Annotated in this window: 17 protein-coding genes; 9 read left to right on the forward strand and 8 right to left on the reverse strand. The window is 64.1% G+C overall.

The features are described 5' to 3' along the window. The first annotated feature begins 70 nt into the window (after window positions 1-70). The gene (locus AS156_RS27845; RefSeq protein ID WP_066511336.1) at window positions 71-466 is read left to right on the forward strand and encodes an NUDIX hydrolase; all 396 of its coding nucleotides are present in this window, start codon (window positions 71-73) and stop codon (window positions 464-466) included. Window positions 467-526: 60 nt separating this feature from the next. Here AS156_RS27845 and AS156_RS27850 read toward each other — a convergent pair whose 3' ends face one another. The 6 genes from AS156_RS27850 to AS156_RS27875 all read right to left on the reverse strand — a co-directional run bounded on the left by AS156_RS27850 (window position 527) and on the right by AS156_RS27875 (window position 6,884). Continuing rightward, window positions 527-967, reverse strand: a complete 441-nt coding sequence (locus tag AS156_RS27850; protein ID WP_066511337.1) for a styrene oxide isomerase — start codon at window positions 965-967, stop codon at window positions 527-529. A 156-nt stretch (window positions 968-1,123) separates the two neighbouring features. Then, window positions 1,124-2,578: an amino acid permease gene (locus AS156_RS27855; protein ID WP_066511339.1), complete on the reverse strand. Its 1,455-nt coding sequence runs from the start codon at window positions 2,576-2,578 to the stop codon at window positions 1,124-1,126. Between the two features lie 470 nt (window positions 2,579-3,048). Next, window positions 3,049-4,434, reverse strand: a complete 1,386-nt coding sequence (gor, locus tag AS156_RS27860) for a glutathione-disulfide reductase (protein WP_066511340.1) — start codon at window positions 4,432-4,434, stop codon at window positions 3,049-3,051. Between the two features lie 199 nt (window positions 4,435-4,633). Further along, window positions 4,634-5,164, reverse strand: a complete 531-nt coding sequence (locus AS156_RS27865; RefSeq protein ID WP_066511342.1) for a DUF2059 domain-containing protein — start codon at window positions 5,162-5,164, stop codon at window positions 4,634-4,636. Between the two features lie 23 nt (window positions 5,165-5,187). Further along, the gene (gene rpiA / locus AS156_RS27870) at window positions 5,188-5,886 is read right to left on the reverse strand and encodes a ribose-5-phosphate isomerase RpiA (RefSeq protein ID WP_136626464.1); all 699 of its coding nucleotides are present in this window, start codon (window positions 5,884-5,886) and stop codon (window positions 5,188-5,190) included. A gap of 134 nt (window positions 5,887-6,020) precedes the next feature. Then, window positions 6,021-6,884, reverse strand: coding sequence for an SDR family NAD(P)-dependent oxidoreductase (locus AS156_RS27875; RefSeq protein WP_245313095.1), 864 nt, complete (start codon window positions 6,882-6,884; stop codon window positions 6,021-6,023). Window positions 6,885-6,922: 38 nt separating this feature from the next. Between AS156_RS27875 and AS156_RS27880 the strand changes: the two genes are divergently transcribed. The 5 genes from AS156_RS27880 to AS156_RS27900 all read left to right on the forward strand — a co-directional run bounded on the left by AS156_RS27880 (window position 6,923) and on the right by AS156_RS27900 (window position 12,000). Beyond that, complete coding sequence (locus AS156_RS27880) at window positions 6,923-7,606, forward strand: HAD hydrolase-like protein (protein ID WP_066511525.1); 684 nt, start codon at window positions 6,923-6,925, stop codon at window positions 7,604-7,606. 160 nt (window positions 7,607-7,766) lie between these two features. Next, a complete protein-coding gene (locus AS156_RS27885) occupies window positions 7,767-8,264 on the forward strand; it encodes a hypothetical protein (protein ID WP_066511348.1) in 498 nt (165 codons plus the stop codon). Window positions 8,265-8,506: 242 nt separating this feature from the next. Then, entirely contained in the window at window positions 8,507-9,541 is a 1,035-nt protein-coding gene (moaA, locus tag AS156_RS27890) for a GTP 3',8-cyclase MoaA (RefSeq protein ID WP_066511350.1), read from the forward strand. A gap of 321 nt (window positions 9,542-9,862) precedes the next feature. Next, on the forward strand, window positions 9,863-10,402 hold the full coding sequence (locus AS156_RS27895) for a TRAP transporter small permease subunit (RefSeq protein WP_066511351.1): 540 nt from the start codon (window positions 9,863-9,865) through the stop codon (window positions 10,400-10,402). Further along, window positions 10,399-12,000 (forward strand): TRAP transporter large permease, encoded by a 1,602-nt coding sequence (locus tag AS156_RS27900; protein WP_066511352.1) that lies wholly within the window; start codon window positions 10,399-10,401, stop codon window positions 11,998-12,000. The genes AS156_RS27895 and AS156_RS27900 overlap by 4 nt, the downstream gene beginning before the upstream one ends. 26 nt (window positions 12,001-12,026) lie before the next feature. Here the strand turns inward: AS156_RS27900 and AS156_RS27905 are convergent, their stop codons facing one another. After that, window positions 12,027-13,358 carry a sensor histidine kinase gene (locus tag AS156_RS27905; protein ID WP_066511357.1) on the reverse strand — a complete coding sequence of 444 codons (1,332 nt, stop codon included), beginning with the start codon at window positions 13,356-13,358 and terminating at the stop codon, window positions 12,027-12,029. A gap of 1 nt (window position 13,359) precedes the next feature. After that, window positions 13,360-14,034, reverse strand: a complete 675-nt coding sequence (locus AS156_RS27910) for a response regulator transcription factor (protein WP_066511360.1) — start codon at window positions 14,032-14,034, stop codon at window positions 13,360-13,362. A gap of 401 nt (window positions 14,035-14,435) precedes the next feature. Here AS156_RS27910 and AS156_RS27915 point away from each other — a divergent pair, with 401 nt between their 5' ends. Genes AS156_RS27915 through AS156_RS27925 form a run of 3 tightly spaced genes read left to right on the forward strand, consistent with a single transcriptional unit; the run spans window position 14,436 to window position 20,484 of the window. Further along, the gene (locus tag AS156_RS27915; RefSeq protein ID WP_245313096.1) at window positions 14,436-15,623 is read left to right on the forward strand and encodes an efflux RND transporter periplasmic adaptor subunit; all 1,188 of its coding nucleotides are present in this window, start codon (window positions 14,436-14,438) and stop codon (window positions 15,621-15,623) included. A gap of 52 nt (window positions 15,624-15,675) precedes the next feature. Next, window positions 15,676-18,924 carry an efflux RND transporter permease subunit gene (locus tag AS156_RS27920; RefSeq protein WP_066511362.1) on the forward strand — a complete coding sequence of 1,083 codons (3,249 nt, stop codon included), beginning with the start codon at window positions 15,676-15,678 and terminating at the stop codon, window positions 18,922-18,924. A 12-nt stretch (window positions 18,925-18,936) separates the two neighbouring features. Next, window positions 18,937-20,484 carry an efflux transporter outer membrane subunit gene (locus tag AS156_RS27925; RefSeq protein WP_066511364.1) on the forward strand — a complete coding sequence of 516 codons (1,548 nt, stop codon included), beginning with the start codon at window positions 18,937-18,939 and terminating at the stop codon, window positions 20,482-20,484. Window positions 20,485-20,520: the final 36 nt, after the last annotated feature.

Raw genomic sequence — 20,520 nt, forward strand, 5'->3', positions numbered from 1 at the left:
TGCGGTTGAACTTGTCTACGTAAATAGACAAGTTAACATCGTACCGATTCTATTCAGATATACGTTTGCAATGCCTAAATCGTCCAAGCTGGTGGCCGCCAAGCGCGGCAAGGTTCTTTTGGTGAGACGTCGATCGGACGGTCTGTGGATGTTCCCCGGCGGTCGGCGGCGCGTCCGGGAGTCCGGCAAGGACTGTCTCCGACGCGAGATCAAGGAAGAGCTGCCGAAGCTCAAGCTCGGCAGGCTCAACCTCTGGAAGGAAGTGACGTCCAAGAACCGGCACTCCGGCCGCAAGATGAGCGACGCGATCTTCATCGCCAAGCGAGCCAAGGGAACGCTGGCGATCGGCGACAAGAAGGAAATCGACCGCGCCGCGTGGCAGAAGCCGCGCGGGATCCGCCTGACCGCAACCTCGCGCTACATTCGCGATCGCCTGTTCCCGAAGAAAGAGCAACGCCGGCGTTAGCCGAGCCGGCTCTGAAAACCGGAAGCGTCCGCTTCCGGCGCCCGGGTCGCAACCCGCGAGTTACCGCGGGAGCGGCTTGGGGGCGGCCGGGCTTCGCAGTCCCCAGAGCACGAGCACAGACGCCGTGATAATCGCCGAACCGATGGCAACGAAGCCGCCTGTCACCAGGGCTTCCTGCCAGGCCGGCGCACCACGCCCTGCTGCCGAGATTGGCGACAGCGCCGCCGTGCCCAGGATTGCAGCCAACGTTGTCACGGCCCAATTGCCGTAGGTCCCTGCAAGCACCGCCCAGTAAGCCGCCGCCTTGGTGCGGGGTGTCAGGCTCACTTCATTCCAGATGGCACCGAGCGCGAGCAGGAACGTACCGTTCATGACGCCCTCAAGGTGCGCCGCAAGTCCCATCCTCACATTGGTGAACTTCTGCTCGACGAGACCGGTCATCAGGCCAAGAAAAAACAGCGCCATTCCATGCCAAAGCAACTGGCGCTTCTTCCCCTCCATACTCGCCCCCTGCAAATGACGACATCAATGCAAACGCTCTGCAAATAACGGTTCAAACATTAGCAGGGAGGCCGGGGAACCAGCCACTCGTTCGATGCATCGCTTTGTCGCAGCATCCGCGGCGCGCCTGCGCTTGTTAAGAGGCCCGCTCCGGGTCTAGCGCGCGGCAGCACCGTTGAGCAGGACCGAGTGGTGGCGACCATACGCGAAATAGAGGGCAAGGCCGATCACCAGCCACACAATGAGACGCAGCCACGTCTCCCACGGCAGGAACACCATCAGCAGGATCGAGAAGGCCATACCGAGGACCGGGACCAGGGGCACGCCCGGTGTGCGGAACGGACGGGCGACCTGTGCATCGCTCTTGCGCAGATAAATCACCGCGCCGCAGACCAGCACAAAGGCGAACAGCGTGCCGATGCTAACCATTTCCCCGAGGACATCGATGGGGGTCAGCGCCGCGACGACGGCCACCACGATCCCGATCAGAAGCTGGCTCTTGCTTGGGGTACCGAGCGAGGGATGCACATCGGAGAACATCCTGGGCAGCAGGCCATCCTTGGCGATCTGGAAGAAGATGCGGCTTTGGCCATAAAGCAGGACCAAGATTACCGTGGTAAGGCCGGTGAGCGCTCCGATCTTGATAAGCACCGAGAACCAGGTCAGCCCGATGACGTCGACGCCCTTGGCGATCGGATCGGCCACGCCGAGTTCAGTGTAGGGCACGAGACCGGTGAGTACACCGGCAACCGCAACATACAGGACTGTGCAGATCACGAGCGAGCCGAGAATGCCGATCGGCATGTCCGTTTGGGGGTTCTTGGCTTCCTGGGCTGCTGTCGATACGGCGTCGAAGCCGATGAAGGCGAAGAACACGACGGAGGCACCGCGCATGACGCCGGTCCAGCCGAATTGACCGAACGTGCCGGTGTTGTCCGGGATAAAGGGATGCCAGTTCGCAGGTTTAACATAGCCGATGCCGAACGCGATGAAGGCGAGTACGACGGCGAGCTTGATGCAGACCATGATGTTGTTGAGCCGGGCCGATTCCTTTGTTCCGCCGATCAGCATCGCGGTGAGCAGAAGGACGATGAACGCCGCGGGCAGGTTGACGATGCCTGCCACGGTCGAGCCATCCGGCAGCTTGAACTCCGTCCAAGGCGCCGCGGCATATTGCGGTGGGATGTTGATGCCGAAATTGTGCAAGAGCGAGACGATATAACCGGACCAGCCGACGGCGACGGTGGAGGCGCCCATCGCGTATTCGAGGATGAGGTCCCAACCGATGATCCAGGCAAAGATCTCGCCCAGGGTTGCATAGGTATAGGTGTAGGTGCTGCCGGAGACCGGCAGAAGCGCGGCGAGCTCGGCGTAGCAGAGGCCCACGAAGGCACAGGCGATGCCGCCGACGACGAAGGAGAGCATGATGGCCGGGCCTGCAAAGTGCGCCGCCGCGGTGCCGGTGAGAACGAAGATGCCTGCGCCGATGATGCAGCCGATGCCGAGTGCCGTAATGCTCAAGGCCCCAAGCGTCTTGCGAAGCGTGTGCTCGCCTGCTTCGGCGATGATGTCGGTGACCGACTTTCGCGTCATCAAACCCAGATCCGTCATGACGGCATCTCCTTCGATTGTGGCCGGTAGGGCCTAGCAATCAGAACTAGAACTTCGGGTCGCGGTATCCGGATGATTGTCCCCACGCAATCGCAAGACAAGTGTTCTTTGGCGAGCGTGCCGCGAAGCAAGAATTTCAGAAAGCGAAGCTTTGACTATATACGCGCGGCCACGGCGGATAGTTCCGGAGGCGGAACGTCAACGCTGCTCCTGTCCTTCGACTTCGGCCGCTCGGGGATCACTCCCGAGCACGTTGCATTGCGGGGACGATACGGCGCCGCAACAAGCCTCGGTCATCCGCTTGAAATGGCGAACGCGGCTGATCGCCCGGGCCCGGCGTCGCCGCAATCGGAGCGCCCTTTGCGGCTGTGATCCAACCTCGTCTCATCGCTGGCTAAAGCATGATGAGGTCGGTCAGAACAGGAACGGCGCGGAAGGCTCGCCGCTCTCTTGGGAAGGCAGGCGCCCCGCTACTCGGCCGCCTGCCTCACGTGGCGAGCGCTCGGCGTGCGCATCGTCACCAGCTCTTCGGCGGCGGTCGGATGCAGCGCGATGGTGGCGTCGAAATCGGCTTTGGTCGCCTTCATCTTTACGGCGATCGCGACGGCCTGGGTGATTTCGGCGGCGGCGTCGCCGACGATGTGGCAGCCGAGCATGCGGTCGCTGGTGCCGTCGACGACGAGCTTCATCAGCACGCGGGTGTCGCGGCCCGACATTGTCGCCTTGATCGGGCGGAAATCGGCCTTGTAGATGTCGACGTGGCTGAACTGCGCCCGCGCCTCCTCCTCCGTCAGCCCGACGGTACCGATCTCGGGCTGCGAGAACACCGCGGTCGGAATCGTGGCGTGATCGACCTGTACGGGGCGCTTGCCGAACACGCTATCGGCGAAGGCATGGCCTTCGCGGATCGCGACCGGCGTCAGATTGGTGCGATGGGTGACGTCGCCGATCGCATAGATGTTGTCGACCGAGGTCTTCGACCAGCCGTCGACCTGGATGCCGCCATTGGCCGGATTGATCACGACGCCGGCGGTCTCGAGGCCGAGATTGGCGACGTTCGGATGCCGGCCGATCGCGAACATCACCTGGTCCGAGGCGATGCTCGAGCCGCTGGACAGATGCGTGGTGAAATCCTTGCCGTGCTTGTCGACCTTCGCCACCGTGGAGCCGGTGATGATGGTGATGCCGCGCTTCTCCATCTCCGCGCGCAGATGCTTGCGGACGTCCTCATCGAAGCCGCGCAGGATGTTGTCGCCGCGATAGATCACTGACACGTCGGAGCCGAAGCCGGCGAAGATGCCGGCGAATTCCAGCGCGATGTAGCCGCCGCCCTGGATCACGATGCGCTTCGGCAGCTCCTTGAGGTGGAACGCCTCGTTGGAGGAGATCACGTGCTCGATGCCGGGAATGGCCGGCCCGTGATTGGGCGCGCCGCCGGTTGCGATCAGGATGACCTTCGCCGTGAGCTTCTCGCCGGTGGCGAGCCTGATGGTGTGGGCGTCTTCCAGCACCGCGCGGGTCTTCACGATCCTGGCGCCGGACTTCTCGACATTGGTGGTGTAGGCGCGCTCGAGGCGGGCGATCTCCTTGTCCTTGTTGGCGATCAGCGTCGCCCAGTCGAAGGAGACCTGTCCGATGCTCCAGCCGAATCCGGCCGCGTCCTCGATCTCGTCGTGGACATGGCTGCCGATCACGAAGAGCTTCTTCGGGACGCACCCGCGGATTACGCAGGTGCCGCCCATTCGGTACTCTTCGGCGACCATCACCCTGGCGCCATAGCCGGCGGCGATGCGGGCGGCACGAACTCCGCCCGAACCACCACCGATGACAAACAGGTCGACGTCAAACTCAGCCATGGTAACAACCTCTGTTTCTTCTCCCTCGCCCCGCTCTTGCGGGGCCGAGACGAGCGAAGCTCGCTCTTAGAGGGTCGGGGTGAGGGGCTCTATCCGCGAGCGGGCCGAGCGTTGTGATCCGTACCCCCTCACCCGGATCGCATCTTTGATGCGATCCGACCTCTCCCCGCAAGCGGGGCGAGGTAAAACAGACACCGAATCAGATGTCCTTGCCGCGCTTCTTCATCTCGGCCTTGAACTGGCCGGCGACGATTACGCCGAACTGCTGCGCCCATTGCTGCATATAGTTCAGCGACTCGTTGATTGCCTTGGGCTCGGAGTTCAACAACTTCTGACCGAGCGGCGACTTGTAAAACACCACGAGGTCCTTCAGCTCCTGCTCGGAGAACTCGCTGGCGTAGATCTGCGCCATGCCCTCGCCGATCTCCTTCTCACGGCCGGCATTGGCCTTGGCGACGATCACCGCGACCTCGTCGAGGTCCTTCTGGTAGTTGAGATACTGCTGCAGCAGGCCGGTCTTGGTCTTCTCCACGATGCCCGGAACGGCGCCGGCGTACATGGACGCGACGTTCTTCATCGCCAGGATTTCCTTGGCATATCCGATCGCCGCGGGAGACGACTGCTTGACGCTCGGCGGCGCGGGCTGCTGCTGCTGCGCCATGGCCGGCGCTGCCAACGCCAATCCGGCCGCAAGGATCGCAGCCGACAAAAGTCCCGAGAAACGCTTCATTCCAAGTCTCCATGCTTGCGGCGTCATCGCCGTTCAACAACCCGAATTCCATTGGCGCCGGCCAGAACGGCGCTAGTGCCAAGCCCGATGAACAGACCGTGTTCGACCACGCCCGGAATGACGCTGAGCAATCCGGCCAGGCGCGGCGGGTCGCCGATCCGGCCAAGATGGGCGTCGACGATCCAGTGGCCGCCATCGGTGACAAAAGCGTGACCGTCCTTGCCTTTGCGGATGACCATTTCGCCGGACACGCCGGCCTGCGCGAAAGCCCGTGCAATCGCAGCCCTGGTGGCGGCAAGCCCGAACGGAATGACTTCGACCGGCAGCGGGAAACGGCCGAGCACGTCGACCCATTTGCTCTCGTCCGCGATCACGATCATGCGATCACTAGCCGCGGCAACGATCTTCTCGCGCAACAGCGCGCCGCCGCCGCCCTTGATCAGGTTGAGCGCGGGGTCGATCTCGTCGGCGCCGTCGATCGTGAGGTCGAGATGGTCGACCTCGTCGAGGGTGGTCAGCGGAACGCCGCAACGGATCGCATCCGCGCGGGTCGCCTCCGAGGTCGGCACGCCCACGACCTTCATGCCCGATTGCACCTTCTCGCCGAGCAGTTCGACGAAATGCTTCGCCGTGGAGCCCGTGCCAAGCCCGAGCTTCATGCCATCGCGCACCTCTTCGAGCGCGCGCGCCGCCGCCTGGCGTTTCAGTGCGTCCATATCCACTGCCGATCGAGCCCCTGTGTCCTCTGCCGGGCCAGGGGCGCCCCATCCGCCCCGTCCGGCGCGCGCATATCTAGCGTCGTTTTGCGGACAGGAATAGCACCATCAAGGGACGTCAGACCTATTGCCGAGACCGGCTATTGGTCCGAAAACGCGTCGATTGCGGCCAAAATCGCCGCAAAACGGTCCTCGACCTCGGCCCGCATGCCGGGATGGGTGAAAATATAGAGTTGGCCCTCGCGGATCGCGGCCACGACACGCGCCGCCACCGCCGCAGGGTCGAGCCCGGCATCCAGCTGCCGCGCGATCTCGGCGACCATGGCGGCCGACGGGCCCGCAGGATCCAGCGCGGGGCTCGACCCGTACCGCTCGGGGCGATTGCGCCCACTCTCACCGATCCGGGTGCGGACATAGCTCGGGCAGAGCACGCTGACCCCGATGCGATCGGGCGCAAGCTGCCAGGCAAGCCCCTCCGAGATGGCAACGACGGCGTGCTTGCTCGCCGAATAAGGACTGAAGCCGAGCCCGCCATTCAACCCGCCCATCGAGGCGGTGTTGACGATGTGACCGCCCTCGCCGTGGCGGCGCATGTGCGGCAGGAAGCTCTTGATGCCGTGCGCGACGCCCATCAGGTTGACGTCGATCACCCAGCGCCAGCTCTCGACCGAGATCTGATCGATGCCGCCGCCCGCCGCGACGCCGGCATTGTTGCAGAGGATATGGACATTGCCGAAGGCGCGGAACGCAGCGTCCGCCGCGCGGTCCATGCCGGCGGGATCGGCGACGTCGCAGACCGCGCCGCGAACCTCGGCTCCGGTCGCACGCAGCGCGTCGACGGCCGTGTCCAGCGCCGCCGCCTCGATGTCGGCGAGCATCACCTTCATGCCCTCGCGTGCAAAGGCTGTCGCCAGCGCCAATCCGATGCCGCTGGCCGCTCCGGTGACAAAGGCGGTCTTTCCCGCGAGTTCCCGCATCACGATCTCCGATTTGCGAGCATCCACTCTTGCATCGCGGCGTGCTGCCCGATAGCGAAAGCATCATGCCCGCCTCATCTCCTCCCCCCATCATTGTATTCGATCTCGACGGCACGCTGGTCGAGACCGCGCCTGACCTGATCAGCGCACTGAATTATGTGCTCGACCGTGAGGGGCTGCCGCCGGTGCCGTTCGCCTCCGCGCGCAACATGATCGGCGCCGGGGCGCGCAAGCTGATCGAACGCGGGCTCGAGGTGGAAGGACGTACGGTCAGCGTCGACGAGCTCGACCGCCTGACCAAGGACTTCATTGGTTATTACGCCGAACATATCGCCGACGGCTCACGGCCGTTCGACGGGCTCGAAGCCGCGCTCGACACGCTCGAAGCGCATGGCCATCGCTTCGCGGTCTGCACCAACAAGATCGAGTGGCTGTCCAAACTGCTGCTCGACCGGCTCGGCCTGAGCCCGCGCTTTGCCGCGATCTGCGGTCCGGACACCTTCGGCGTTGCAAAACCGGACCCCGCGTTCCTGCGCGAGACGGTCGCGCGCGCCGGCGGCCGGCTGCCCGGCGCGATCATGGTGGGCGACGCCGGGACCGATGTCGGGGTGGCGCGGCGCGCCCAGGTCCCCGTCATCGGGGTCGATTTCGGCTACACGGATGTGCCCATGGCGGAGCTCAGGCCGGACCGGCTGATCGGGCATATGCGCGACCTGCCGGAGGCCGTCGCCAGCCTCATGAAGGAATAATATTTCTGCAAAGCCTTGATCTTACTGTACATTTCTTAGCTATGCGAATTTTTTGTTAACCATCCTTTAATGAACAGGGCCCGCGCTGTTGCACCCCTGTTTCGACGCCCCTATGGTCCGGCCGGGGATTGTGGCTGATAGCCGCAGTAGAGTGTGGATCATGCGTCGTGTCATCGTCATGGCGGTCGCCGGGTTGAGCCTGGCTGGCTGCTCCTCCTTCTCAATGGATTCGTTCAAGTCAGCGCCGCCACCGATGCAGGTGCAGCTCGATTCGGCGCCGCAAGGCGCCGACGCTGTGACCTCGGTCGGACCCGGCTGCAAAACGCCCTGTTCGGTGTCGATCCCGACGCCCGAGACCAATTTCTCGGTTACCTTCAACCTGCCGAAGTACCAGCCGGCGAACGTGCCTGTCACGGTGACCCGCACGCCGGGCGACTTCACCACGCCGGCCACGACCACCCTCGATCCGAGCCCGGTGTTCGCCGAGCTGAAGCCGGCCGGCCCGCCGCCGCGCGCGGCGCGCAAGATGCATCCGAAGCGAAAGAAGCCGAAGCCGGCCGCAGACGCCGCAGCGCCTGACACCGCCGCCGGAGGCTCGGCGTTCCCAGCACCGGCTCCCGCCGCCGCGCCTCCGCCGGCCGCCGCGCCGGCGCACTGAGACAAGACTGCACCGCACAAAAGCCCGGCTCTCGCACCAGAGCCGGGCTCTTTGCTTCCGCCTCACGGCGATCACGATCCGGCATCGCGCGATGTCCCTCGCCTATCGTGCGCGGGCGACTTTGCATGTTGCAGATCATCCTTTGGGACGCATTGTGACAGCGCGCCAACATGCATAGATTGTCTCTTAACCGGAGCCGGTCACGGCTCCCGTGCAGGAACAAGGTGCAAGGCCCGAGTCGAATGAACGGATCCACGCAGGCCACGTCTGACACGCTGTTCCGTCCGATGACCGATCCGTTCGGCCGGACGATCCGCTATTTGCGCGTCTCCGTCACCGACCGCTGCGACCTGCGCTGCTTCTACTGCATGTCCGAGGACATGACCTTCCTGCCGAAGGCCGATCTGCTGACGCTGGAAGAGCTCGACCGGCTGTGCTCGGCCTTCATCGCCAAGGGCGTGCGCAAGATCCGCCTCACCGGCGGCGAGCCGCTGGTCCGCCGCAACGTGATGGGCCTGGTGCGCTCGCTGTCGCGCCATCTCGGAACCGGCGCGCTCGACGAGCTGACGGTGACCACCAACGGCTCGCAGCTCGCGCGCTTCGCCGGGGAACTCGCCGATTGCGGCGTCCGCCGCGTCAACGTCTCGCTCGACACGCTGGATGCCGCCAAGTTCCGCGCCATCACCCGCTGGGGTGACATCGACAAGGTGCTCGCGGGCATCGAGGCCGCCCGCGCCGCGGGGCTCGCGGTCAAGATCAACGCTGTCGCGCTGAAGAACCTGAACGAGGACGAGATCCCCGCGCTGATGGAATGGGCGCACGGCAAGGGGATGGGCCTGACGCTGATCGAGGTGATGCCGATGGGCGACATCGGCGAAGGCCGCATCGATCAATACGTGCCGCTGTCATTGCTACGTGCCCGGCTCGAGAAGCACTACACGCTGACCGATCTCGACGACGACACCGGCGGTCCGGCGCGCTACGTCGGGGTCAGCGAGACCGGCGGCAAGCTCGGCTTCATCACGCCGATGACCCATAATTTCTGCGAGTCCTGCAACCGGGTGCGGATCACCTGCACCGGCACGCTGCATACCTGCCTCGGGCACGAGGATGCCTCCGACCTGCGGAGGCCGCTGCGCGCGTCGCCCGACAACGACCTGCTCTCGGCCGCGATCGACCGCGCCATCGGCCTGAAGCCGAAGGGGCACGATTTCATCATCGACCGCCGCCATAACCGCCCAAGCGTCAGCCGGCACATGAGCGTGACCGGCGGCTAGTTTCCGCTTCTCGTCCGGCGCCCTCGCCGTCCCCCGATTACCAAGGTGGGACAACGGTTTGCCATGGCGTCAATTTGCCCATTTTCCGATTGACGGCGTTCCGCGTCGCTGATTTGGTGCCCCGGCTTTCACGCTAGCCTGGCCGGATAGGCCGCTGCCCATCAGGCGCAGCCAAGAACGGCGGAAGCGGATTTCGGGGGAGGACCGACTTTTGCAACTGCTCCTGGAAAGTGAGCCGTGGCTCCGTGCGCATGCGCGCGGCGGCCCTGCGATGCTTGGCAAGATATTGGGCGCGCGCGCGGCGCGGCCGCGGAGATCGTGATGCGTCCATTGTTGGCTCTCAGTCAGGCCATCGACCTACTCAACGAGAAGATCGGCTATATCTGCAACCTGCTCGTCCTGCTCGCCTGCCTGGTCAGCGCCGGCAACGCGATGATCCGCTACGCGTTCAGCTATTCGTCGAATGGCTGGCTCGAGGCGCAGTGGTACATGTTCGCCATCCTCGTGATGTTCGGCGCCTCCTACACCTTCAAGCGCAACGAGCATGTGCGGGTCGAGATCTTCTATCTGATGCTGTCCGAACGCGGCCAGCTCTGGCTCGACCTGATCGGCACCCTGTTCTTCCTGATCCCGGCCTGCCTGCTGCTCGCCTACCTGTCCTGGCCGTTCTTCTACCAGGCCTATGCGGTGGGTGAGATGAGCGGCAATGCCGGCGGCCTGCTGCGCTGGCCGATCAAGTTCGTTATCCCGTCCGGCTTCGTGTTGCTCGCTTTGCAAGGCGTCTCCGAGGTGATCAAGCGGATCGCCGCACTGCAGGGCTATGTGACGATCGACGCGAAGTACGAGAGGCCGACGCAATGATCACGCTGGAGATGATGCCGCCCCTGATGTTCGGCGGCCTGATCATAGCGATGCTGATCGGCTATCCGGTGGCGTTCACGCTCGCCGCGGTCGGCCTGTCGTTCGGCTTTCTCTCGATCTATCTCGGCTTCTTCGACCTGAACTTCCTGCAGGCGATCCCGGGCCGCATCTTCGGCAGCGTGCTGTCCAATGAGCTCCTGCTCGCGATCCCGTTCTTCACCTTCATGGGCGCGATATTGGAGCGATGCGGGCTCGCCGAGGACATGCTGGATTCGATGGGCCAGTTGTTCGGCCCGATCCGCGGCGGCCTCGGCTATTCCGTGATCATCGTCGGCTTCATCCTCGGCGCCATCACGGGCACGGTGGCGGCGCAGGTCATCGCGATGGCGCTGATCTCGATGCCGGTGATGATCCGTTACGGCTACAACATCCGCTACATCACCGGCGTGCTGGCCGCCTCCGGCACCATCACGCAGCTGGTGCCGCCGTCGCTGGTCCTGATCGTGCTCGCCGACCAGCTCGGCAAGTCGGTCGGCGACATGTATCTCGGCGCCTGGGGCCCGTCAGTGTTCCAGATCCTGCTGTTCGCCGGCTACACCTTCCTGCTCGGCATCATCAAGCCGAGCCACGTGCCCGCGGTGCCGAAGGAAGCGCGCACGTTGACCGGCTGGGCGCTGTGGAAGAAGTGCCTGCTCGGCATCATTCCCTCCGCCGTGCTGATCTTCGTCGTGCTCGGCACCATGATGATGGGCCTTGCGACCCCGACCGAGGCCGGCGCCATGGGCGCGGTCGGCGCGATCGTGCTCGCCGCCATCCACCACAAGGATTTCAGTGCGACCGGCAAGAAGATACTGATCGCAGGCGTGATCGCCGGCGGCATCGGCACCATCATCGCCATGCTCTACACCGAGAATCTGATCTTCAAGCTCGCCTTCGCGATCACCTATCTCGCGGTGGTGTGGATCTGCCTCGAGGCCGTGAAGATCCCCGACCTGCGGGAGCTGATCAAGCAGGGCTACGAGACCACCATGCGCATCACCTGCATGGTCACCTTCATCCTGATCGGGTCGACCTGCTTCTCAGTGGTGTTCCTCGGCGTGTCCGGCGGCACCTGGCTGGAAAACCATCTGACGTCGCTGCCCGGCGGCGTCTGGGGCTTCCTGATCTTCATCAACCTGTTCATCTTCTTCCTGGCGTTCTTCCTCGACTTCTTCGAGATCGCCTTCATCATCCTGCCGATGATCGCGCCGATCGCGCAGAAGGTGCTCGCCCCCGTGGTCGGCCCCGACGCGGCGCTGATCTGGTTCGGCGTGATGCTCTGCGTCAACATGCAGACCTCGTTCCTGCATCCGCCGTTCGGCTTCGCGCTGTTCTACCTGCGCGGCGTGGCGCCGAAGGAAGTGAAGAGCTCCGACATCTATTGGGGTGCGATGCCCTGGATCGGCCTGCAGGCGATCATGGTGATCCTGGTGATCGCCTTCCCGATCACCGTCACCGGGCTGCTCGACAAGCCGCAGAACGTCGACCTCAACAAGGTCAAGATCGAGGTGCCGCAGATCGACCTGCCGCCGCTCGATTTCGGGCAACCAAAGCAGTAGCAACGCGCAAGCCTCCGCGGTCCTCCTCAGGAGGCCGCGGCCGGCTCGTGCCTCGCGAGCCGGAAGCTCAGCGTGAACTGCGCGCCGCCCTCAGGCAGGTTCTCCACTTTCACCGTTGCCGCGTGGTCGTCGATCACGCCCTGCACGATAGAGAGTCCGAGCCCGGCGCCGTCGGTGCGCCGGCGATCGCCACGCCAGAAGCGCTGGAAGATGAGGTTCTGCTCGCCCGGCGGAATGCCCGGCCCGCAATCCCGCACCCGGACCGAACCATCATCGCGCACCTCGACGTCGACCGAGGTCTCGTCCGCAGTGTACTTGATGGCATTTTCAGCGAGGTTGAAGATGGCCCGCTGCAGCATCTCGGCATTGCCCTTGACCGGCACCGGCTCCTCGGTGCCGCGCAGCGCGATATCCTTCTGCCGGGCCAGCGCGTAAGGCGCGATCGAGCCGACCACCTCGGCGCAAACCGCACGCAAATCAGCCGTCTCGCCGGGATCGAGCACCAGCGTGTCGAGCTCGGCGATCTCGAGCAGCTGGCTGACGATGCGGCTCATGCTCTCGATGTCGGCATGCAGCTCCTGCGTGCCCTCCCCAGCCTTGAGGGTCTCGATCCGGGTCCGCAGGATCGCAAGCGGCGTACGAAGCTGATGCGCGGCATCGGCAGTAAACTGCCGTTGCACGCGGAAGCCGTCCTCGAGCCGGTCGAAGGCCTGGTTGACGGCCGTCACCAGCGGCAGGATCTCGCTCGGAATCCGCTCCGTCGGCAAGCGGATGCCGGTCCGCGCCGGCCCGATATTCTTGGCCTCATCCGACGCCCTCACCAGCGGCGCCACGGCGCGGCGGAAGATCAAGATATCGATGGCCAGCAGAAGCAAGAGGATCGGTATCGTGATCCAGCCGACTCGGCGGAAGAAATTGGCGACGATGTCGTCGGTGATGACGTCGCGGTGCGACAGGTCCTCGGCGACGTGGATACGAACGGTTTCCCCGCCGATGGTCCTCATCACGCTCGCACCCGCGATCATGTCGGACGAGGTCTGCTTCGATGGGCTGCCGCTGTGCGATGAAAACAGAATGCGGCCATCGGCATCGTAGATGTCGTAGCGGTAGCGGCCGTAGGCCTCGGAATAGAGGTCCTTGAGGCTCTCCGGCAGGCCGAGCGCCACCTTGCCGTCACGCCCGACGGTGAGCTTCTCGCCGAGCACGTCAGCCTGGTCGCGCATCGCCTCGCGATGCAGTTGGTCGATCTCCGAATTCAGCAGCCAGAGCAGCAGTATCGGCATGAAGACCGCAGCGATCGCGACCGCGACGATGTGCAGGAACACGATGCGCGAGGTCAGCGACGTGAAGCGAAACACGCTATTTCTCCTCGGCCATCAGGTAACCGACTCCGCGGATGGTGTGGATCGTGATCCTGGCATTGTGCTCGGCAAGCAGCTTGCGCAGCCGCGACACGTAAACCTCGACGGCGTTCGAGGCGACCTCGCCCGCAAGCCCGAAGATGTGGTCCTCGACGTTCTTCTTCGGCACCACCCGCCCCTGCCGCCGCAGCAGGATCTCGAGCACCGAGGTCTCGCGTGCGGAAAAGACATGCGGAGTGCTGTCGATGAACACCTGGCGGCTCTCGGTGTCGTAGACAAGGTTGGCAAGGCTCAGCGAGGAGCCGAGCAGCTGGCCCGGCCGGCGCAGGATCGCTTCGAGCCGCGCCACGAGTTCTTCGAGCGCGAACGGCTTGGCCAGATAGTCATCCGCGCCGCTGCGCAGGCCGTTGACCCGATCCTGCAGTCCGTCGCGCGCGGTCAGCACAAGAACCGGCAGCGGGTCAGTCTTGCGGCGAAGCTCCGACAGCACCGAGAGGCCGTCACCGTCGGGCAGGCCGAGGTCGAGGATCATCGCGGCATAGGTGACGCTGCGCAGCGCATCGCGCGCCTCCGCAACGCTATGGACAAGGTCCGCCTCATATCCCGCCGCCATCAGCCCGTTGGCGAGCAGACGCGACAGCTCGATGTTGTCCTCGACGATCAGAAGGCGCACTGAAACAATCCTGTCATCATCCAAGCCGTCCTGTTCGCACACCCGATTGCGACAAGCCAGTGACTTGAGACATCGCGGCCAGATCACCATTTGCGCAATCGCATTGTGCAAACGACACGCATTTCAGCAAACCGTATCGCGCGCGCTATCCGGGCTATGTTTTCGCTGCTGTTCGCGCCGACGGCTCCCATGAAAAGTAGATAAATGTGCCTGAGCTGCCAATAGGATTTCCTCGCGTTCAATATCATTGTGCGAAGCAATGTAAGGTTGGCGTAAGCCCACTCTGATAACAGTTCTCGGGCTTCGCCGAGATCGACTCCCTGCCCTTGATGCGGCAGGATTTCGATCGCTCGCGAGACGCTCCCCTTAAGTCGGCAGATCGTGCGGCGGTGTCATTTCCAATGAAATATGCAGGCTATGCCGCAATGCCCGTGCTGGCTGCGCTCCTGGCGGGCGCATGGCTGCTGACGCGCGCCAATGACCTCGACAGCGCCAAGGCGCAACAGACCAAGGCGCCGACCGACGTCAACATCGAGGAGCAATATGTCGTCCTGACCGACAAGCAGGCCACGACCGTCAAGGTGGAGGCTGTCGAACAGCGCTCCTTCCGGACCTTGAAGAATGCTGTCGGCTCGATCGACTTCAACCAGAACATGCTGGTGCAGTCCTTCACCCCGAATCCAGGGCGGATCGTCGATACGAAGTTCAACGTGGGAGACGAGGTCAAGAAGGGCGACACGCTGTTCACGATCGACAGTCCGGACCTGCTGCAGGCGGAGTCGGGGCTGCTCGCCGCGGCCGGTGTGCTTGAGCTGCAGACCAGAACGCTCACCCGCGTCAAGCAGTTGCTCAAGACCGGTGGCGGCGCACAGAAGGACGTAGACCAGGCCACGTCGGACCAGCAGACCGCCGAAGGCAACTACAAGGCCGGGCGCGACGCCGTGCGTATCTTCGGCAAGACCGACGCCGAGATCGATCGCATCGTCGCCGACCGCAAGGTCGATTCCATCCTGGTCGTCCCGAGCCCTATCTCGGGCCGGATCATCGCGCGCAACGCGGCGCCCGGCCTCTATGTGCAGCCCGGGAATGCGCCCGCGCCCTATACGCTCGCCGACATCTCGACAATGTGGATGGTCGCCAACGTGATCGAGACCGATGCCCCCGACTACAAGATCGGCCAGCCGGTCGAGGTCCGGGTGCCGGCCTATCCCGACGACGTGTTTCGCGGGCGGGTAACGACGCTCGGACTCAATATCGATCCGAGCTCGCATCGCCAGCTGGTGCGTTCGGTGATCGATGATCCCGACCACAAACTGCGCGCCGGCATGCTCGCGAGATTCACTATCGAAACGGAGCCGCCGAAAGTGTCGACCAGCATACCGATCGACGCCGTTGTGCGCGAGGGAGACGGAACGATGACGGTATGGGTCACGACGGATGGCCGTCGCTTCAACCGGCGCTCGGTGAAGATCGGAATGGAGCAGGACGGAAGGCGTCAGATCCTCGATGGCCTTGCCGCCGGCGAGAAGGTCGTCACCACCGGCGCGATCTACCTCAGCAACAAGTTCGCCAACGCCGCCACGGGATAGCCGACGCAGAGGCTAGCCGCGCTTTCCGCCGTTCAAGACCAAGTGCAGTCCATTGATCAAGAGTATCCTCCAGTTCGGTCTGACAAGAAGCGCCGTCATCGTGCTCGGCCTCGCGGTGTTTTGCGCCGCCGGCATCGCCGCGTTCTACAAGCTGAACATCGAAGCCTATCCCAATCCGGCGCCGGTGATCCTCGAGATCACGGCGCAGGCGGCCGGCCTCTCTGCCGAGGAAATGGAGAAGTACTATACGATTCCGATGGAGGTCGGCCTCTACCCGACGCCCGGCGTCGTCAACATCCGCTCGACCTCGTTCTACGGCCTGTCGTTCGTGCGGGTCACGTTCAAATACGGCACGGACTATTATTTCGCGCTCACGCAAGCCGCCAACAGCCTGACGCAGAACGTCCAGCTTCCCGGCAACCAGGTCCCGCAAATCCAGCAGTCGAGCCTAGTCGGAGAGATATTCCGTTATCAGCTCGTCGGCCCGCCGAATTTCGGCCTGACCAATCTCAGGACATTGCAGGACTACGTCGTCGCTCGCCGGCTGATGACGATTCCGGGGGTCGTGCAGATCAACTCATGGGGTGGCACGACCAAGCAGTTCAACGTCGACGCCGACCTCGAGAAGCTCGAGGCCTACAACATCACCGTGCCGCAGCTGATCAGCGCGCTCGGCAATTCGAACGTCAACGTTGGCGGCCGCGAAATCGCGATCGGCCAGCAATCCGTCAACATCCGCGGGATCGGCCTGATCAATTCGGGGGGCGAAGACGACGTCACCAAGGGCTACAGGGTCCGGGACATCGAGAATATCGTCCTGACCCAGTCGAATGGGTTGCCGATTCAGATCAAGGACGTCGCCAAGGTTTCGGTCGGCTATGTGCCCCGGCTCGGCATCGCCGGAAAGGACAAGGACGATGACGTCGCCGCGGCGATCGTCGTCATGGGACGCACGCAACATACCAACGACATCGTCCCCAAGGTCGAGGAGGAGGTCACCAAGATGAACAGCGACGGCACCTTGCCTCCCGGTGTCAAGATCGTCCCCTATTACGATCGTACCTCGCTGGTCAACGTGACCACCCACACGGTGCTGCACAATCTGGTGTTCGGGTGCCTTCTGGTGTTCGTGATCCAGTGGGTGTTCCTAGGCGACCTGCGCAGCGCGCTGATCGTCAGCGCCAACATCCCGTTCGCGCTGTTCTTCGCGATCATCATCCTGGTGCTGCAGGGCGAGGATGCCAACCTGCTGTCGCTGGGCGCAGTCGACTTCGGCATCATCGTCGATTCGGCCGTCATCATGATGGAGAACATCTTCCGCAACTTCCAATCGGCGCCCGAGCACCGGCTGCGCGTGCTGCAGAACCTTGCGCAGGGCTATTGGGGGCCGGATCCGACCACTTCACCAAACGGCCAAGCCGCGCCGGTATGGACCGAGCGGCTACGCATGATCTTTGTCAGCGCCTTGCAGGTCGACAAAGCGGTGTTCTTCACCGCGGCCATCACGGTCACCGCTTTCGTGCCGCTGTTCACCATGCAGGGCGTCGAAGGCCAGATCTTCGGACCGATGGCGCGAACCTACGGATATGCGCTCGCCGGTGCGCTGCTCGCGACCTTCACGGTGACGCCGGTGCTGGCCTCGCTGCTGCTGCCGAAACAAATCGAGGAAACCGAGACCGTCATCGTGCGCGCGCTGCGCAGGACCTATACGCCGGTGCTGCGCTGGTCGCTGTCGCATCTGAAGGTCGCGGTCGCGGCCGGCGTCATCTTCCTCGGCCTCAGCGGCCTCGCGGCAAGCCGGCTCGGCAGCGAATTCCTTCCCGCGCTCGAGGAAGGCAATTTCTGGATCCGTGCTTCAATGCCGCCGACCATGTCGCTCGAAGCCGGCACCGGGCCGACGCGCAAGATGCGCGAGATCCTGTTGCGCCACCCCGAGATCATTACGGTGGTGTCGCAGCACGGCCGTCCCGACAATGGCAGCGACGCTTCGCCATTCTCGAATGTCGAGCTGTTCGCGCCGATCAAGCCGTTCGACCAATGGCCGCCCGGCCTGACCAAGGAGAAGCTCACCGAGGAGCTGCAGAAGGAGTTCGACGAGGAATTGCCCGGCGTCACCTTCAACTTCTCGCAATACATCCAGGACAACGTCGAGGAAGCGCTGTCGGGCGTCAAGGGCGCGAACTCGGTCAAGATCATCGGCCCGAACCTCGCGGTGCTCGAGCAACTCGCGACGAAGGTCGCCGAGGAAATGGGCAAGGTGCAAGGCGTTGCCGATCTCGGCATCTTCCACCTCGTCGGGCAACCCAACCTCAATATCAAGGTGAACCGCGAGAAAGCCGCGCGCTACGGTCTCAACACCGGCGACGTCACGACCGTGGTGCAGGCCGCGCTCGGCGGCACCAACGCGACGACAGTCCTTGAGGGCGACAGGCAGTTCGGCGTGGCGGTGCGGCTCGACCCGAAATTCCGCCAAAGCATCGACGCGGTGCGTGAGATCAAGGTGGCCTACCAGACACCATCTGGCACCAACGCCTATATCCCCTTGAGCGAGCTCGCCGACATCTCGCTCGATACCGGCGCGTCGTTCATCTATCGCGAGCGCAGCCAGCGCTACATCCCGATCAAGTTCAGCGTGCGCGGCCGCGATCTCGGCAGCACCGTGGCGGAGGCGCAAAGGCGCGTCGCCGACGCTGTGCAACTTCCGTCCGGTTACCGGCTGATCTGGTCCGGCGAGTTCGACAATCTCGAGGCTGCCAAGTCGCGCCTGATGATCGTGGTGCCGGTGACGCTGCTCCTGATCTTCGTGCTGCTCTACAGCCTGTTCAACTCGCTGCGCGACAGCCTGCTGGCGCTGGCCGGCATCCCGTTCGCAGTCGGCGGCGGCCTGATCGCGCTGTACCTGACCGGGCTCGATTTCTCGATCTCTGCCGCGATCGGCTTCATCTCGCTGTTCGGCGTCGCGGTCATGGACGGCATCCTCAACATCACCTATTTCCGCGAGCTGCGGGCCTCGGGTCTGAGCATCGCGGAGGCGGTGTTCAACGGCGCCGAGCAGCGCATGCGTCCGATGTTGATGACGGCCCTGTCTGCCGGCGTCGGCCTGTTCCCGGCTGCGCTGTCGCATGGTATCGGTAGCCAGGTGCAACGGCCGCTAGCGACGGTCGTGGTCGGCGGCATGTTCATCGGGCCGCTGCTGCTACTGATCGTCGCACCGGCGCTGCGCAAGATATTCCTGTCGCGCGAGCATGCCGCCTCCCCTGACGAGACGCCAGCCGCGGCGCCGCCCGAAGCAGCGCATTAGAGGCGCCCCGTGATGTACGCCCTCAGTGCAAAATTGCCTCGTCATGCAGCCGCCGCCCCGATGCGCGCGCTGGCGGTGGCCGCCAGCGCGCTCGTGCTCGCGAGCTGCGCGGTCGGTCCCAACTTCTCCTCGCCGCCCGCCCCTGACGTCGCCGGCTACACGCCGGAGAAGCTGCAATCGCCCGGTTCGGATCCGGCCGGCCCGCACGTGACGGCGCAGCGCTTCGTCAACGGCGCCGACATCCCGACCCGCTGGTGGGCGGCCTTCCGGTCGCAGCCCCTCAACGAGCTGATCAAGATGTCGGTCGAGCACAACCCGACCCTCCAGTCGGCCGAGGCGTCGATCAGAATCGCGCAATACAACGCGCTGGCCCAGCGCGGGCTTTTCTTCCCGCAGATCGGCGCAAATTACACGCCCTCGCAACAGCAAATATCCGGCGCGTCGAATTCGGGCCCGGGTGGCCAATCCCCGGCGGTATTTTCGCTCCATACCGCGCAATTGAACGTTAGTTTCGTGCCGGATATTTGGGGCCAGAATGTTCGCGCCGTCGAGAGTCTCGACGCAATATCCGAGCAGCAACTGTTCGAGCTCGAGGCGGCCTACCTCACGCTGACCGCCAACGTCGTCACCGCGGCGATCCAGGAAGCATCACTTCGCGGCCAGATTGCCGCGATCCAGCGCGTTGTGAAGATTGAACGCGGAATCCTGGAGATCGTGAAAAACCAGTTCAACGCCGGCCAAGCCGCGCAGGTCGACGTGCTGGGGCAGGAGGCCGCGCTGGCCCAGTCCGAGCAGCTGCTGCCGCCGCTCCAAAAGCAGCTCGCCGTTCAGCGCGACCTCCTGACCGCGCTTGCCGGGCAATTCTCCGCGGACGAAATCCTGCAAAAGTTTACGCTCGACGGACTGACGCTCCCCGCAAATCTTCCGGTGAGCCTGCCGAGCAAGGCGATAAGCCAGCGTCCGGACGTCAGGGCCGCGGAGGCGCTGCTGCACTCGACGAACGCCCAAGTCGGTGTGGCGATCGCGGCGCGGCTGCCCAACTTGACGATTACCGGAAATGCAGGAGCCACCGGCTTCAACCTGGCCGAGTTGTTCACGCCAGGGACCAGCTTCTATGTCATCGCGGCGAGTGCGACCCAGCCGCTTTTCGATGGGCTGACGCTTTACCACAAGCAGAAGGCCGCGGAGGCCGCGGTGGATCAGGCGGACGCACTCTATCGCCAAGCCGTAGTCACGGCGCTGCAGAACGTCGCCGACGCTTTGCGCAGCCTGCAGGCCGACGCGCGCGCCTTGCAAGCTGCGGTCAAGGCCGAACTCGCCGCGAAGGCAAGTCTCGACATCATTCAGAAGCAGCTCGCTCTCGGGCAGGTCAATCAGGTGGTCGTGCTCAATGCGCAGCAAGTCTATCTGACGGCTGCGGTCGTCCGCGTTCAGGCCCAGGCGACGCGCCTCTCGGACACCGCAGCGCTGTTCCTGGCGCTCGGTGGCAGCTGGCCGACCGATTGTCCGACCCGCGACTGGCGGGCCTGCGTGTTCGAGACCCACGTCGCGTCGAAGTGATGAGCGATCGCTCCTCTCCCCGCGTGCGGGGAGAGG

This window comes from Bradyrhizobium macuxiense (genome assembly GCF_001542415.1).
GTDB lineage: Bacteria > Pseudomonadota > Alphaproteobacteria > Rhizobiales > Xanthobacteraceae > Bradyrhizobium > Bradyrhizobium macuxiense.

What these genes read in the sequence shown, in the direction of transcription:
- AS156_RS27845 (WP_066511336.1), top strand. Translation starts at nt 71, where the DNA reads ATGCCTAAATCGTCCAAGCTGGTGGCCGCCAAGCGCGGCAAGGTTCTT.
- AS156_RS27850 (WP_066511337.1), bottom strand. Translation starts at nt 967, where the DNA reads ATGGAGGGGAAGAAGCGCCAGTTGCTTTGGCATGGAATGGCGCTGTTT.
- AS156_RS27855 (WP_066511339.1), bottom strand. Translation starts at nt 2,578, where the DNA reads ATGACGGATCTGGGTTTGATGACGCGAAAGTCGGTCACCGACATCATC.
- gor (WP_066511340.1), bottom strand. Translation starts at nt 4,434, where the DNA reads ATGGCTGAGTTTGACGTCGACCTGTTTGTCATCGGTGGTGGTTCGGGC.
- AS156_RS27865 (WP_066511342.1), bottom strand. Translation starts at nt 5,164, where the DNA reads ATGAAGCGTTTCTCGGGACTTTTGTCGGCTGCGATCCTTGCGGCCGGA.
- AS156_RS27880 (WP_066511525.1), top strand. Translation starts at nt 6,923, where the DNA reads ATGCCCGCCTCATCTCCTCCCCCCATCATTGTATTCGATCTCGACGGC.
- AS156_RS27885 (WP_066511348.1), top strand. Translation starts at nt 7,767, where the DNA reads ATGCGTCGTGTCATCGTCATGGCGGTCGCCGGGTTGAGCCTGGCTGGC.
- moaA (WP_066511350.1), top strand. Translation starts at nt 8,507, where the DNA reads ATGAACGGATCCACGCAGGCCACGTCTGACACGCTGTTCCGTCCGATG.
- AS156_RS27895 (WP_066511351.1), top strand. Translation starts at nt 9,863, where the DNA reads ATGCGTCCATTGTTGGCTCTCAGTCAGGCCATCGACCTACTCAACGAG.
- AS156_RS27900 (WP_066511352.1), top strand. Translation starts at nt 10,399, where the DNA reads ATGATCACGCTGGAGATGATGCCGCCCCTGATGTTCGGCGGCCTGATC.
- AS156_RS27915 (WP_245313096.1), top strand. Translation starts at nt 14,436, where the DNA reads ATGAAATATGCAGGCTATGCCGCAATGCCCGTGCTGGCTGCGCTCCTG.
- AS156_RS27925 (WP_066511364.1), top strand. Translation starts at nt 18,937, where the DNA reads ATGTACGCCCTCAGTGCAAAATTGCCTCGTCATGCAGCCGCCGCCCCG.